This is a genomic window from Corynebacterium sp. MSK218 (assembly GCF_030232655.1).
In the GTDB taxonomy this organism is placed as follows: Bacteria; Actinomycetota; Actinomycetes; order Mycobacteriales; family Mycobacteriaceae; genus Corynebacterium.
This window is the reverse complement of record NZ_JASPGN010000044.1, coordinates 1-312: the sequence shown is the minus strand read 5'-3', so window position 1 is coordinate 312 and position 312 is coordinate 1. Positions and strand designations below refer to the sequence as shown.

Here is a 312-nt window from a genome sequence, read left to right as displayed (position 1 = left end):
CAGGCTTAGCTTCCGGGTTCGGAATGGGTCCGGGCGTTTCCCTGCTGCTATAGGCCACCGACAAACACACGAGGCATCTTGTGCCTGGTCGTGGTGTTGTGTCAGATACTGTGTAGTGGACGCGAGCGACAGTGATTTTTTGTCTTGGTGTTTGTTTGTTCTCCAATACCCTGGTTGGGTTTGGTGTGTTTGTTTTGGTCTATTAGTACCAGTAGCCTTCACACCTTGCGGTGCTTCCAGGTCTGGCCTATCAACCCCATCGTCTGTAGGGGACCTCAAATGAAACCTCATCTTAAAACAGGCTTCCCGCTT

The 312-nt window shown here is 51.3% G+C and carries 2 rRNA genes; both read right to left on the bottom strand.

Annotated elements, in window-relative coordinates:
- Window positions 1-62: ribosomal RNA gene (rrf, locus tag QP922_RS12865) — 5S ribosomal RNA — on the bottom strand; the annotation flags it as partial.
- 119 nt (window positions 63-181) lie between these two features.
- Window positions 182-312: ribosomal RNA gene (locus QP922_RS12860) — 23S ribosomal RNA — on the bottom strand; the annotation flags it as partial.